This window comes from Ethanoligenens sp., from assembly GCF_047718355.1.
Classification (GTDB): Bacteria; Bacillota; Clostridia; order Oscillospirales; family Ethanoligenentaceae; genus Ethanoligenens.
In genome coordinates this window covers 39,778-54,013 of the sequence record NZ_JBDNLG010000006.1, presented here as the reverse complement: position 1 = coordinate 54,013, position 14,236 = coordinate 39,778, and the positions used below count along the sequence as shown (strand labels likewise).

10 protein-coding genes and 1 pseudogene are annotated in these 14,236 nt (G+C 54.5%); 2 read left to right on the top strand and 9 right to left on the bottom strand.

The features are described 5' to 3' along the window. Window positions 1-207: 207 nt before the first annotated feature. Window positions 208-2,157: an NAD(+) synthase gene (locus ABF463_RS01875; RefSeq protein WP_415531840.1), complete on the bottom strand. Its 1,950-nt coding sequence runs from the start codon at window positions 2,155-2,157 to the stop codon at window positions 208-210. 238 nt (window positions 2,158-2,395) lie between these two features. Between ABF463_RS01875 and ABF463_RS01870 the strand changes: the two genes are divergently transcribed. Continuing rightward, window positions 2,396-3,160, top strand: a complete 765-nt coding sequence (locus ABF463_RS01870) for a heparan-alpha-glucosaminide N-acetyltransferase (RefSeq protein ID WP_415531835.1) — start codon at window positions 2,396-2,398, stop codon at window positions 3,158-3,160. A gap of 56 nt (window positions 3,161-3,216) precedes the next feature. Beyond that, window positions 3,217-3,996, top strand: coding sequence for an amidohydrolase family protein (locus tag ABF463_RS01865; RefSeq protein ID WP_415531834.1), 780 nt, complete (start codon window positions 3,217-3,219; stop codon window positions 3,994-3,996). Between the two features lie 71 nt (window positions 3,997-4,067). Here the strand turns inward: ABF463_RS01865 and ABF463_RS01860 are convergent, their stop codons facing one another. The 8 genes and pseudogenes from ABF463_RS01860 to ABF463_RS01825 form a co-directional block, all read right to left on the bottom strand. Beyond that, window positions 4,068-4,598, bottom strand: coding sequence for a hypothetical protein (locus tag ABF463_RS01860; RefSeq protein ID WP_415531832.1), 531 nt, complete (start codon window positions 4,596-4,598; stop codon window positions 4,068-4,070). A gap of 14 nt (window positions 4,599-4,612) precedes the next feature. Then, window positions 4,613-6,139, bottom strand: coding sequence for an NAD(P)H-hydrate dehydratase (locus tag ABF463_RS01855; RefSeq protein ID WP_415531831.1), 1,527 nt, complete (start codon window positions 6,137-6,139; stop codon window positions 4,613-4,615). Continuing rightward, the gene (gene acpS / locus ABF463_RS01850) at window positions 6,136-6,510 is read right to left on the bottom strand and encodes a holo-ACP synthase (protein WP_415531830.1); all 375 of its coding nucleotides are present in this window, start codon (window positions 6,508-6,510) and stop codon (window positions 6,136-6,138) included. Before acpS ends, ABF463_RS01855 begins: the two co-directional genes overlap by 4 nt. Next, on the bottom strand, window positions 6,507-7,022 hold the full coding sequence (locus tag ABF463_RS01845) for a DUF6106 family protein (protein ID WP_415531829.1): 516 nt from the start codon (window positions 7,020-7,022) through the stop codon (window positions 6,507-6,509). The genes acpS and ABF463_RS01845 overlap by 4 nt, the downstream gene beginning before the upstream one ends. Before the next feature lie 210 nt (window positions 7,023-7,232). After that, entirely contained in the window at window positions 7,233-11,624 is a 4,392-nt protein-coding gene (locus ABF463_RS01840; protein ID WP_415531828.1) for a PolC-type DNA polymerase III, read from the bottom strand. Next, window positions 11,621-12,709 carry a flavodoxin-dependent (E)-4-hydroxy-3-methylbut-2-enyl-diphosphate synthase gene (gene ispG, locus ABF463_RS01835; RefSeq protein ID WP_415531827.1) on the bottom strand — a complete coding sequence of 363 codons (1,089 nt, stop codon included), beginning with the start codon at window positions 12,707-12,709 and terminating at the stop codon, window positions 11,621-11,623. The genes ABF463_RS01840 and ispG overlap by 4 nt, the downstream gene beginning before the upstream one ends. Before the next feature lie 4 nt (window positions 12,710-12,713). After that, a complete protein-coding gene (gene rseP / locus ABF463_RS01830; protein WP_415531826.1) occupies window positions 12,714-13,748 on the bottom strand; it encodes an RIP metalloprotease RseP in 1,035 nt (344 codons plus the stop codon). 33 nt (window positions 13,749-13,781) lie between these two features. Further along, window positions 13,782-14,236, bottom strand: a pseudogene (locus tag ABF463_RS01825) (1-deoxy-D-xylulose-5-phosphate reductoisomerase); the annotation flags it as partial.

Here is a 14,236-nt window from a genome sequence, read left to right as displayed (position 1 = left end):
CAACTATTTTTTTTTTTTGTTACAAATAAACTTTTGTTTTTTTTTTAAAAAAATAATTATTTTTTTTTTATATATTTTCTACTTTTTTTACTTATTATTTCCCCAAACGCCCAAAAAAACGCCGCGCTGCGCCTTTATTCAACAAAAAAACGGCTCAGCGCGCGTTTACAACTAGGTCTATAAGGAACTGTTATCGTTTTGTCATGATTACAGAGTGGATGGCAGCAGACCGTCGGTTTCCCCGTTCAGCGGAAATCTCTCCAGCCGCTCCAGCCACGCACGCGCAACAGCATCGCTCGGCATCCGCCAGTCACCGCGGGGAGAGAGTGCTACGCTGCCCACTTTGGGTCCATCCGGCAGGCAGGAACGTTTAAACTGTGCGCCAAAAAAGCGGCGCAAAAATTCCGTCAAACGCTGTTTGATCTCCACATCGGTGTAAACATCAGTGAATGCCAAAGACGCCAACCGTAAAATCTTTTCAGGAGGAAAACCGAAACGAAGAAAATAATATAGGAAAAAATCATGCAGCTCATACGGTCCCAGAATCTGCTCGGTTTTTTGCGGGATATCCCCACCCTGGGCGGGCAACAATTCGGGACTGACCGGCGTGTCCAAAATATCAACCAGCGTGTCATGCAGCAAAATATTATCCGCATTCTCATCCGCCACATAATGGATAAGATGGCGTACCAGCGTTTTGGGAACACCCGCATTGACACCGTACATGCTCATATGGTCGCCATTGTAGGTGGTAAAGCCAAGCGCCAATTCGGACATATCTCCTGTACCCACCACGATGCCGCCTTCCATATTGGAAACATCCATGGCGACCTGCATCCGCTCGCGCGCCTGCGCGTTTTCAAACGCGGTATCCGGTGACCCGTCGTGCGCAATATCTGCCAGGTGCCCTTCCACCGCCTTCGAGATTGGAATGGTCTTCAGCGTGGCGCCGATGCTTTTGCAGAGCGCATCCGCATTGCCGTGGGTGCGCTCTGATGTGCCGGGACCGGGCATGGTGATCGCCGTGATGGCGCAATTGAGCTTTTCTGCCTGAATTGCCCGATGTGCAACCAGCAAAGCCAATGTGGAATCCAGCCCGCCGGAGACCGCCACCACTGCCGTTTTCGCCCGTGTGTGTGCCAGACGTTTCGCCAATCCGTCGGTCTGAATGTCCAGTACTTCTTTGCAGCGTTCCCGATAGCGCTCCCCCTCCGGCGGCACGAACGGATGACGTCCCACCAACCGCTGCAATGGCGCATAACGCACAGGCGTCAGTCGAAACGGTATCGTCCGGCAGCCGCCGTCCCCGAATCCCACGCCAAACGAAGTGGTACGGCGGCGTTCTTCCGCCAGCAACTGCATGTCCAGATCGGCTGTTAGCAGACCTTCCCCGCCCTGCCGTTCTTCTAAAATACGCCCGTTTTCTGCGATCATCAGATGCCCGCTGAACACCAGATCGGTGGAGGACTCACCTTCGCCGCTGCTTGAATAGACATACCCACAAATGCACCTGCCGGACTGCGTGCCCACAATGCCGCGCAAATATGCCGCTTTTCCTGCGACTTGTGTGCTTGCGGACAAATTGGCAACCACAGTTGCTCCCTCCAATGCCAAACGGCAGGACGGCGGCACGGGCACCCAGACGTCTTCGCAGATTTCCACACCAAACGTAAAATCCGGGAGATTCTCACATTGAAACAGTAAATCGGTGCCAAACGGCGCCTCCTGTCCCGCTAGTGTGATGGTTCCGCCCGCACGCATACCGGACGTGAAATGCCGGTTTTCATAAAATTCCGCGTAATTAGGCAGATAAGTTTTCGGCACGACCCCCAACAGACGGCCCCTATGCAGCACTGCCGCACCGTTATACAGCTTGGTCTTGCGCACCGGCAATCCAACGATCATCACAGCGTCAAATTTACGGCTCTCCTTTAAAAGGTACGCTAAAGACGCTTCCGCCGCATCCAGCAACGTCTGGTGCAAAAACAAGTCTCCACAGGTATACCCTGTCAGGCAGAGTTCGGGAAAAACGACCAGCCCCGCCTGTTTTTCTTCCGCCTGATTCATCCATTGACAAACCGCGCGCGCATTTTCCGCACAATCCGCGACCGTCAGCTTCGGCGACACGGTCGCGACCCGTATATATCCATCTTTCATTAAAACGCCCCTATTCGGCAGACTGCCTGTCCCATTTTCATCGCGATCATCCATACAATCACGCACATACATAGTATTATTGTAAAAGCCTGTGCGCAAAAGTCAATCTTTACTTTGTATTTCCATTTTGCGCATTCCCCACAAAGGTGTTATAATTGGTGAGCTATGCACAACGGTGCTTTATCTTCTTCCTTATAGAAAGATCAATTTGTCATCCACTGACAGGAACAGGTGCTGCATGGAACTCATCGTGAAAAAACACACCCGCATTGATTTGCTTGACGCAGTGCGCGGCGTTGCCATCCTTGCCATGGTTCTTTACCACGCGCTGTTTGACCTCACCGATATTTTTGGTATTCGTGTGCCGCTCTTTGCCTATCTGGAACCTTTGGAGCCACCGTTCGCAGGCGCTTTTATTTTATTGGCCGGGCTGTCCTGTCGTTTTTCTCACAACAATATGCGGCGGGCGCTGCGTGTTCTGGCACTAGCCGTCGCTGTAAGCGCTGTTACCGTCCTGTTTTTGCCGACCGAAGCCATCTGGTTTGGCATATTGCATTTTATGGGCGTTGCCATCCTGCTGTATATCCCTTGCCGCCGATTGCTGGATAACGCGCCCATGGCAGTATCCCTGCCGATGCTCAGCGTTTTGTTTGCACTCACCTATACCCTGCCCTCCTCCGGCCTATTTGGCATACCGGGCCTGTTTGGCATCGCCCTGCCATCCTCTTGGTTCTCCACACCGTTTTTGTTCTGGCTGGGTTTTCCAAATCCATCCTTTGTGTCTGCGGACTATTTTCCCCTGCTGCCATGGCTGTTTCTGTTTTTCATCGGCGCAGTACTAGGCTCGCCGGTCAAGGAGCATCGCCTGCCAGAGCGATTTTATACGTTGCGGGTGCCGGTGTTGGCCACGGCCGGGCGGAACACATTGCTCATCTACGCGCTGCATCAGCCTATTCTGTACGGTGTGATGTCGCTGATTTTTTACCTTGCAAATTCCCATTGAAATCCTGTGCTGAAAAAGCAGCATTTTCCTATTGCATCTCCAAGGAGGCTTCTGTCATGCCCATTTTTGATTTTCACACCCACGCCTATCCGGAGCGCATCGCCGCCCGTTCAGTGGAAAGTGTGCGTAACCACTATCACCTAGCTGCACATAGCACCGGCCTGATTGAGGACCTGCGCGCGCGTGCGGCAGACGCACAAGTAAGTCATCTGCTCATTTTGCAGGTCGCGTCTAAACCCGGCCAGTCATCGACAGTAAATAAATGGCTGGCACAGCACTTATCGGATCACTTGTTTGGTTTTGGCGGGCTGCATCCGCATTCCAAACATCTGGAACGGGACATCGACCAGCTGCGGGAATTGGGGCTGTGCGGCATCAAACTGCACCCCGACTTTCAGCATGTCGCGGCTGACGACCCGTCGATGGACGCCATCTATGACCTTGCCGTACAATATCATCTTCCGGTGCTTATCCACGCGGGCGATGTACTCACTCCGTATTCATCCCCGATACGGATTGCGCGCGTCCTGAATCGGTTTCCGCAGATGACACTGATTGCCCCGCATTTGGGTGGTTATTCGGAGTGGGATGAATCTGAACGACATGTCATCGGAAAAAATTGCTACATAGATACATCCAGCGCACTCTGGGCGCTGCCACCAGAGAAATCGCTTGAACTTATCCGTAAACACGGCGTGGAGCGTGTCCTGTTCGGCACTGACTATCCACTCACCACACAAGCAGAAGAATTGGAACGGTTTCACCGGCTGGGACTGACCGACGAGGAAGAAAAGCTGATTTTATTTGAGAACGCTAAACAGCTGCTGGGTCTGTAATGCGTTTTCACCTATATGATATGCAAAAAAAACGGTTTTTCCGTTTCCGCATGGAAACAGGAAAAACCGTTTTATGATGCGGTAAAATTTCGAATGGAAGCCGCAAGGTTTATCCGGGGCACTTGCAGGGACTTCGGTCGATTCTGCCCGTCCAGCACCAGTGTGAACGGTCCGGCCGCCGACTGCCCTTTCAGCACTGTGTTGCCACCCTGCGCGGTGGCGGTACTGCTTTTTGCCGCCATTTCAAACGCACCAAGCAATGCGTTGCATACGGCCGACTGCGGCACCGAAGCAGGGTCAAGTTTTGCCTGCATTGCACCATAACGCACACTCATGCCATCTTTATTGGTAAGAAACGCGAGTTGAGACAGTTCAGTGGGCCGGACAAACTGCACCGTGCTGCTTCCATCGTTCAAACGGACGACATTAACGGTATAGTCATGTCCGTTGAGTGTGACATCAGCCGTGCAGCTGAATCCACCGGACAGCGACACAGCCGCCCGCCTGCCTGCCTGTTGATTTTTCGCACGGCAGGACACAAATGCCGTGACAAACAGCAGCGCCGTCAGCACAAGCAAGAAGATCTCCACGGTTTTGCGCATAGATAAAGACCCCTCTAACGCGACAGTTCGCGGAATATTTGCGGGATCTCCGAAAACAGGTCTGTCGGGAGCATGGCATATTGAGCGTGCTTTTCCGCGCAGCGATCTGCGGCAAGTCCGTGAATATGCACCGCGGCACAAGCTGCCAGCGTGGGGTCGATGCCTTGCGCCGCAAGACCAGCCACCATCCCCGCCAGAATATCGCCGCTGCCGCCTTTGGCGAGGCCGGGATTTCCCGTGTTGTTCTGGAACAAACGGCCGTCCGGCGCGGCAATGAGGGTTCCCGCACCTTTGAGAACCAATGTCACACCAGCTTCACGTGCAAAAGCAGTCGCGCAGTTTTCCCTGTCTGCCTGCACGTCCGCCGCCGTCTTTCCGCACAGCCTGCCCATCTCACCGGGATGTGGAGTCAATACCAGATCTGCTTTGGATGCCCGCAATATATCTATATGCCCCGCACAGGCGTTTATGCCGTCCGCATCCAAAACAACCGTACCGCGCAAGCGCTGCAACAATGTCCGCACCAGCGCGGCAGTCTCGCTTTCAGGTGAGATACCGCAGCCAATGAGTACACAGGAGCAACGCGCCGCGAATTGCAAAATGTCATCCAGTGCGACAACAGACAGTCCGCCCGCTTCCGTCTGCGGCAGCGGCAGGATCATAACTTCGCTGAATCGGGAAGCAAGGACACTCCACAGAACCTCCGGCGCGCCTACCGTGACCAGCCCCGCCCCGCAGCGTGCCGCCGCCATGCCGGACATATACGCCGCGCCGGGGTAGCGCTTACTGCCGCAAAGGCAGAGCAGGCGTCCATAGCTGCCTTTATTGCTGTCCGATGCGCGCACCGGCAGCACCCGCTCCAAAAACGTGCGGTCGAGCAGTTCGGTGGCGTTCTTCGGCAAACCTTCGTCCGGGATGCCGATTTCCGCCAGTAAAAGCTTGCCGCAGTGTTCACTGGCGGGCGATTTAAGCTGTCCGCTCTTGGCGGCAGCAAATGTGATGGTCGCGGCGGCACGAACAGCATGTACAGCCGCCGACCCGTCGCCCGCATTCGCACCGCTGGGCATATCCAGTGCAAAGATTGGATGCCCGCTCTCGTTCATGCTCTCAAACAGTTCAGCAGTGTCCGCATCTACTTCGCCGTGGAAACCAGTGCCAAACACCGCGTCCACCAGCACGGCGCTGAACGTAAACAATTGTCTGCATCGCACAGGGTTTTCAGCATACCGGTATATCCGCACTTCTTTGTCCGGCAGGCGCTTATACATTGCGGCAGCTTCTTCGGTGCGCGGCTCTCCTGCCGCCAGAACCACTGAAACCGCATGACCCGCTTCATGCAGGAGACGCGCCACTACAAACCCGTCTCCACCATTGTTGCCGGCGCCGCAGACCACTGTACATGTGCTCTGCCGCGGGATGGCGTCCCTGATCGTTTGCGCGGCCGCCGCGCCGGCATTTTCCATCAACTGTAAAGCGGAAACTCCGTGGTCAATGGCATATTGCTCCGCCGCTTTCATCTGTGCAACACCAATGATCTTCATTCTGTCGTTCTCCTTTCTGCCACAGCAAAAGCCGTCGCGCGCGTCTGATCATGGCTCACACTCACATACAGCATCAAACGGCGCGCCTCCACGATCGCGCGTGCCCGTCCGGACAATGCATAATAGGGTTTGCCCATCTCATCCCGCAACAATTCCACTTCACACAAGTCAAAACCGCGCACTCCCGTACCGAGCGCTTTCGCAAACGCCTCTTTTGCACAGAAATGCGCGGCATACGAGCCGACATGCTTTTTTTGCAGAAGCAGCGCCTGTTCCCGCTCTCCATAAATGCGGGAGAGATTGCTGTGCCGGTCGAGCAGACGGCGGATGCGCTCCAGTTCCACCGTATCGACCCCAATGCCATAAATCACAACACCGCCTGCGGTTTTGCTTTCTTCACCGCCTGTTGAATACGTTCATCGGGGCTGAAAAGCAGCAATGTTTTGCCCAATTCCTTGTGGTTGAAAATCAGGTACCATGTTTCTCCATTGACATGTGTGGATGCGTCCAGACGTTTCTGTATCCCGGCGCTCTCGACGTGCTGGCGATGGTTCTCATCAAAACGGGCAAATTGGTCGATGCGGTGCAAGTCAATGGACATCATCCGTTTACGCTTCCTCTGCGCGACAATCTTGTCCACATCCAAGTCGAAATTGGTAAGAATATATTCATATTCCAGTTGAAACCGACGCAGCAGCATCCATCCGCCCCAAATGCAGAGAACCAACGCTAAAATCCCCAGAGAAGACAAAACCGGTATGGTCAGAGAGATAAAAAGCAAGCCAACTCCCAATACGGCAGACGCCAAAACAATCAAAATTTTCAGTGCGAGTGTGGACGAATCCACATGGCGTTTTACTAAGTACTCTACATGTGTATCCAAAGGTTACAACTCCCCAGACATCGTGTGGTTTCACAGAAATTAGTATACCACACCCCTCTTTTTTTTACAATATGCGCATTCTCCATTTAAAATCAGCGTCCCCTGTTTCCAATTACCCGCTTAAATCCGAATCTGGGGACATGCTTTTTATACCGTACACCGCCATTTGCAGAAAACCTTGCCCTAAACACAGTCCCAAACCGTGTCCACCTAAAAGAACGTCATTTGGCTGGTACGGGGCATCCCTGCCAGCGCTCCAAAACTCTCCAAACTCTCCACCACGGTCTTTGACGCACCACCGCGGCTCTGCAATTCTTGCATTGATAGAAATTTTCCTTGCTTACGCGCCTCCGCAATAGACCGCGCCACCGATTCGCCCAGCCCTTTCACCGAGCTTAACGGGGGACGTATCTTTCCTTCTTGCGGTAAAAACCGCACCGGGTCGGATTGATAGATGTCTACGGACAAAAATTCGATGCCACGCGCGTAGATTTCCCGCACAATTTCCAGCATGGCGTGCATGTCGTTTTCTTTCTGCGTGGCGTCGCGTCCTTTCTGCGCAATCTCCCGCATTTTCTCCCGCACCCGCTCCACGCCCCGCGTCATGCTTTCCGCATCAAAGTCCCCGCCACGCACACTTAGATACGCGCAGTAATATTCAAGCGGCATATACACTTTGTACCACCCAAGCCGCAGTGCCGCGATGACATAGGCCGCCGCATGTGCTTTGGGGAACATATATTTAATCTTCATGCAGGAATCGATGTACCAGCCAGGCACGCCGTGCTCTTTCATCTCATTGATGTAGTCCTGATTGAGCAGTTTGGGTGCGCGGCCTTTCCGCACGATCTCCATAATTTTGAATGCCGATTTTGGTTTAAGGCCTTTGTGCAGAAGATAGGTCATGATGTTGTCACGCGTCCCAATCACTTCGGAAATGGTACAGGTACCGTTATGAATCAGCTCCTGCGCGTTGTTCAGCCACACATCGGTACCGTGTGACAGCCCCGAAATCTGCAGCAAATCGGAAAATGTCTTAGGCTGAGATTCCACCAGCATTCCGCGCACAAATTTGGTTCCCAGTTCCGGGAGAGAAAACGTACCGGTCTCGCTGTCGATATCCTCCGGTTTCACGCCGAGCGGCGCGGTGGATGTAAAGAGTTTCAGTACCTGCGGGTCAGGCACCGGCACACTCATAACCGGTTTGTCGGTCAATTCCTCCAGACGCTTATACAGCGTCGGCACATCATGGCCGAGGATGTCGAGCTTTAGGATGGTATCATGCAGACAGTTAAAGTCGAAATGCGTGGTAACGGTCTCCGAACTGGTGTCATCCGCGGGATGCTGCACCGGGGTAAAGTCGTATACATCATAATTGCGCGGCACAACGATCATGCCGCCCGGATGCTGCCCGGTTGTGCGGCGCACACCGGTACAGCCAAGCGCCAGCCGAGCTTCCTCCGCCTTGTGCAATGTCCGCCCCCGCTCTTCCAGATACTTTTTCACAAAGCCATAGGCAGTCTTTTCCGCAACCGACGAAATCGTGCCGGCACGGAACACATGACCTTTACCGAACAGTTCCTCTGTATACTTATGGGCGGTGGGCTGCTCGTCACCGGAGAAATTCAAGTCGATATCCGGCGATTTGTCACCGTCGAACCCCAAAAAAGTCTCGAACGGAATGTCATGTCCGTCACGCCAGAGAGGTTCGCCGCAGTGCGGGCAGTTCTTTGCGGGCAAGTCAAACCCCGAGCCCACGCTGCCATCGGTGATAAATTCGCTATGCTTGCATTGGAGACAAACGTAGTGCGGCGGCAGCGGGTTAACCTCGGTGATGCCGGACATCGTAGCGACAAACGACGAACCGACCGAACCGCGCGATCCCACCAGATAGCCGTCGCTCTCCGATTTTGCCACCAGTTTCTGCGCAATCATATACAGCACGGAGAAGCCGTGTTTGGTAATAGAATCCATCTCGCGGGATAAACGTTTCTCCACAATTTCCGGCAGCTGCTCGCCGTATGTCTCATGTGCGCGGCCCCAGACGATGCGCTGCAAATCCTCATCCGCACCGTCAAGGGACGGCGGATAGGTACCCTCCGGAATAGGCCGAATGTCATCCTCGATCATGTCCGCAATTTTATTTGGATTTTCCACCACCACTTCATACGCACGGTCGCCCAAATAATCAAATTCCTTGAGCATTTCCTCAGTCGTGCGGTAATAAAGCGGCGGTTGGTTTTCCGTGTCTTTAAAGCCCATGCCGGACATCAAAATCTGCCGGAAAATGCCGTCCCGCTCATCGATGAAATGTGCGTCACAGGTGGCAACGACCGGCAGGTGCAGTTCATCCCCCAACTTGAGAACCATGCGGTTGAACTCTTCCAGCTGTGCCTGTGTCGCGCGCCCTTCCCGCACCAGAAAGCCGTTGTTGCAGAGCGGCTGGATTTCCAGATAGTCGTAAAAAGATGCAATTTTCCGCAGCTCTTCCCATGGTTTGCCGTTCACAATGGCGCGAAACAGTTCGCCCGCCTCGCACGCGCTGCCCACCAGCAAGCCCTCGCGCAGATGGTTCAGCTCGCTGCGCGGCACACGCGGATGTTTATAGTAATAATCCAACTGTGATTTGGAAATCAGCTGATACAGGTTTTTCAGTCCGGTCTTGTTTTTGACCAGCAAAATTTGATGATATGTCGGCAGACGTTTTGCATCCCCGCCTGTAGCGACACCATTGATATCTTTGACATTGTCGATGCCTTTTTCGTCCCGAAGCCGTTGCAGCAAAATCACAAAAATCTGCCCCAGCACAAACGCATCATCCGACGCGCGGTGATGATTGAACGGCGGCAGGTGTAAACCGTTCGCCACTGTATCGAGTTTATAGTTTTTCAAACCTTGCACAACGGTGCGGCAGAGCGGAATAGAGTCAATATACGTATACGGAAACTCCATACCGCAGCGCACAGCCGCCGCTTTGCAGAATCCCGCGTCGAACTCCGCGTTGTGCGCGACCAGCACCGCGTCACCGCAAAAGTCAGAAAACTGCCGTAGCGCTTCATCCTCATCCGGCGCATCTTTCACCATCTCGTCGGTGATACCGGTCAGTTCCGTAATCTTCGGCGGGATAGGGCGGTGTGGATTCACAAACATATCAAACCGCTCGCCAATCTCACCATTCCGAATGCGCACCGCGCCAATTTCCGTGATGCGGTCATTTTCACGGTTCAGACCGGTAGTTTCCAGATCAAAAGCGACGAACTCACCCGAGAACGGCATCTCCGCCTCGCCCATTGCGGCGGGAACAGTGTCGTCCACAAAATAATCCTCGATACCGTAAATCACTTTAATATTGCCGCCGTCCTTTCGGATGGCTTCGGCGGCGTTCATCGCGTCCGGGAATGCCTGCGCTACACCATGGTCGGTGATGGCAACGGCTTTGTGCCCCCAGCGCGCGGCCCTTTTCACATACGCGCCGGCAGGCGTCACCGCGTCCATGGCAGACATGTTGGTATGCAGGTGCAATTCCACCCGTTTGACTGGTGCGTTGTCCTGCTTTTCTTCCTTTTTTGCCAAAGCGATATCGGAGGCGCGGATATTGACGTCATGGTCATATGTATCATAAGAAGCTTCGCCGCTCACCGCGATGGTCATGCCGTTTTTCAGCTTTGCAAGCAAAGGCTCCAGCTTTTCTTTATCTTTGATGATTTTGACGGTGTTGGACGAGGTGTAGTCCGTAATGTTGAATGATACGATGTATTTTTTGCCGTCGCGCGTTTCCCGCACATCCAACCCAAACACATCGCCCCAAACTGTCACCTTGCCGGATTCCTGGGTCACATTCTCCAGCAGCTGCACCTCGCCACGGACAACGCGCCCAAACAGCACCCCCGTGATTTCCACCGGCAGTTTCCCTTTGGACGAACGGCGGGACACCTTCTGCTTAGACGAAGAAGCAGCGGCCATCCCTCGTGCCGCATTTGCTGCGGGCGGCTGTTCCTGTTCGGGCGGCGCCGCGTCTTCCCACGGCGGCGGCACATCGTCGTCCCGCACAGGGGGTGCGTCGTCCTCCCACGGAGGCGGCGGCGCATCCCTCCGGCTGGCCGGGCGCTCAGTCTTCATTTCGTCCGGGAGTCCCTTTTTTTCGTCCACCAGCATGATATCCAAATGCAGGCCAAACAGTTCCCGAATCAACCGGGCCAGCGCTTTGTCGCACTTTGCTCCGGTAAGCAGCTCCACCCCGCCGCAAAATAGCCGGATGGTCAAGGTATTCCCATCCAGCGCAGGTGCGCAGTGGTCGAAAAAGCCATTGACTGCCGCAACCTCCGCACGCAAACGGTCGACCAATTCCGGAAAAAAAGAAAGGTCGAACAACGCGGCATCATATTTAGGCCGAACGGTCAACTTGCTGACACGATAGGCTGCCGCCGCGCCTTTTTCAAACGCAGAAAGATCGGCAAACGGCAGCAGACGGGCAAACGAAACCGTTACATTCAGTGCGCGCCCCTCGCGCGACACTTCCATACCGATTACTTCGCCCGCCCGCAATGTTTCCGCATTTTGGCCATCCGGCGTGTAGTTTGCAAAAAGTTCCCCCAGTGTCATGCCTGTTTTCCGCTGTCCTTTCCCTCATTGTGCTGGTCCATCGCCCGCACTTCTGCCATCAACGCGTCCAACAGTTCATTTTCAGGTACGCTGCGCAGCACCACGCCTTTTTTAAACAGCAGCCCCACGCCGTCGCCCCCCGCAACGCCTACATCGGCGTCACGAGCCTCGCCCGGCCCGTTCACAGCGCAGCCCATCACTGCCACCTTCATCGGCGTTTTCACCGATTGCAGCAGTGGTTCTACCTTTTCCGCCAACCCCATCAGGTCAATACGCGTACGGCCACAGGTGGGGCAGCTGATCAGTTCCGCACCCTCTCTACGCAGACCGCACGCCGCCAAAATATCTTTTGCCGCACGCACCTCCCGCACCGGATCGGCAGTGAGGGAGACGCGCACCGTATCGCCAATACCCTCCATGAGCAGCGTGCCCAGCCCGACCGCGGATTTGACCAATCCCATGCGTTCGGTGCCCGCCTCGGTCACACCCAAATGCAATGGATAATCGCATGCCCTCGCCGCCAACCGATAGGCTTCCACCATCGTGGGTACATCAGACGCTTTCAGTGACAGGACGATTGCATGGAAATCGAACCGTTCCAGCAAGCCCGCATGGTACAGTGCGCTGTCCACCAACGCCTGCGGTGTGGCGTGCCCGTACTTCTCCAAAAAGCGTTTTTCCAGTGACCCGCCGTTCACACCGATACGGATGGGAATGCTTTTTGCCGCGCAAGCCCGCGCAACCGCCTGCACACGCTCATTTCCGCCGATATTGCCGGGATTGATACGGATCTTATCCACTCCGGCGGCAACCGCTTCCAACGCAAGCCGCCAATCAAAATGGATATCAGCAACAACCGGCATAGAAATGGCTTGTTTGAGAGCCTCCACCAGCCTCACGGCCTCTTTGTCCGGCACGGCCACGCGCACGATATCACAGCCTGCCTCTTCCAGCCGCTTGGCTTGCTCCACGTTGGCAGCTACATCCTGTGCGGGTGCGCAGAGCATGGATTGCACCGCAACCGGCGCACCGGCGCCAATGTTGACGCGGCCTGCCCGCACCTGTCTGGTTTTTCGCCTTTCCATGCCGTTACCTCTTGATTAGTCTCAAAATATCGTTAAATGTCACAACAAGCATCAGCGCCATCAGCAGCGCGAAACCAGCAAGATGCACATATCCTTCATATTTTCTCGAGATGGGTTTGCGGCGGATGCCCTCAATGATGACGAACAACAGACGGCCGCCATCCAATGCCGGAAGTGGAAACAGGTTGACGACGCCAAGGTTGATCGCGATCATCGCCACAATGTAGAACAGCGAAGACACACTCTGCGAAGCTGCCTGCCCCATAGCCGCCGTAACGCCTACCGGTCCGGACAAATCTTTGACGCTATACCGCCCTGTGAACATCTGCAAAATGGTCACCCAAACGAGCTTAACCATAGCGATTGTCCAATAAAACGCATGGCTGACAATCATGCCGGGCGATTTCCGCTGGGCATAAACTTGAAAATCCTGTGCCATGACTTTTCCACCGTTGCCATCGTTCATCGTGGGAAACTGTACAGCCGGCAGATCGACTACCCTGCCGCCCCGCAACACTTGCATATTCACTTTTCCGCGATTACTGGTAACAAGACCGAGCGTGATATCGACACTGATATGCACCGCCGCGCCGTCAATCCGCAAGATTTTGTCGCCTGCCTGCAAGCCCGTCTGCGAGCTGGTTGCACCGTTGGCAAACCCCGACACGGTCGTGGATGCAATGGGGTTAGTCAATGCAACCATGAACAGAATGATTACAACTCCTGTAAGGATATTCATGAACGCCCCGGCCACCAACACGATGATGCGCTGCCAGACCGGCCGGTTGATAAACGCGCGCGGGTCGTTGTTTTCACCGTCCTCGCCTTCCATAGCGGTATAACCACCGATGGGCAGCGCACGAAGCGAATATTTGGTCTCTCCTCTTTGAAAATGAAACAGCGCCGGTCCCATTCCCACGGCAAATTCGTTGACTTTCACACCGCACAATTTGGCGGTGAAAAAGTGGCCGAATTCGTGCAGAAAAATCAACACGCCAAAAACAACGATAGCGATGATGATATACAATATCACATTCATAACAGCCACTCCCTATGCTATAAAACGTTTCAATCACAGGCCGCGTTTGGAACCGCCATCCTGCGGTTTCCGTGCCGCATCACGCACAAACCGCCTCGCCGCCGCGTCAGCTTTGATGATGTTTGCAAAAGTGACTTCTCCTGGTTCTTGCAGGTCAGCCGCCGCATCTGACAATCCCGCGATATCCGGAAAACTGATTTTTTCTTCCAAAAACAGCGCAACTGCTTCCTCGTTCGCACCATTGAGCGCGGCAGGAACCAATCCGCCGCGACGGGCAGCCTTTTTGCAGGCACACAGCCCGTGGAAAACCTCCTCGTCCGGGCGCTCAAACGTAAGCGCGCCCATCGCGAACCAATCCATCGACTGTGCGGGGGACGGCAATCGATGCGGCCATGTGATCGCATACTGAATGGGCACCCGCATATCCGGCACACCTAACTGGGCGATTACGGCATGATCAACAAACTCAACCGCCGAGTGCAGAATAC